Source organism: Pseudomonas sp. 43(2021) (assembly GCF_017490805.1).
GTDB lineage: Bacteria > Pseudomonadota > Gammaproteobacteria > Pseudomonadales > Pseudomonadaceae > Aquipseudomonas.
This window is the reverse complement of sequence record NZ_JAFGYJ010000235.1, coordinates 1-538: the sequence shown is the minus strand read 5'-3', so window position 1 is coordinate 538 and position 538 is coordinate 1. Positions and strand designations below refer to the sequence as shown.

Genomic DNA, 538 nt, shown 5'->3' with positions numbered 1-538 from the left:
ACGTCCGACCGTGTACCCGGTCATCCGCCTGTTCTCATTTCTCATAGATAAAAATGCCTGCACGCTGCAAATCGACATGGCCGGTGAGCGTCATCCTTGCGCCCTCCCCGACCCAGTGGCCCTCGACAGCGCCGATTTGCCGCTCGCCCATCAGCCACCCAAACCCCAGGGCCGCGCCGATGCCAGTGTGCCGTTGGTGAAACTGGCGGTGGCGCGCTCCGGCGACAAGGGCAATCACAGCAACATCGGCGTGATGCCGCGCCATCCCGATTACCTGCCATGGATCGCCGAAGCGCTGACCCCTTCGGTGGTGGTCGACTGGATGCGCCACGTCCTCGATCCGCTTCTCGGGCGTGTCGAACGCTGGTATCTGCCCGGCACCCACAGCCTTAATTTTCTTTTGGAAAACGCCCTCGGCGGTGGCGGCGTCGCGAGTCTGCGCATCGACCCGCAAGGCAAAGCCTTCGCCCAGCAACTATTGGAAATCCAGATCCCGGTGCCGCAAAGCATCGCCGAACAGCTCGACTAGAGGATGGTG

At 62.5% G+C, this 538-nt stretch carries 1 pseudogene; it reads left to right on the top strand.

The annotated features are described in order from the left end of the window. Window positions 1-529, top strand: a pseudogene (locus tag J5M71_RS26940) (terpene utilization protein AtuA); the annotation flags it as partial. Between the last annotated feature and the right edge of the window lie 9 nt (window positions 530-538).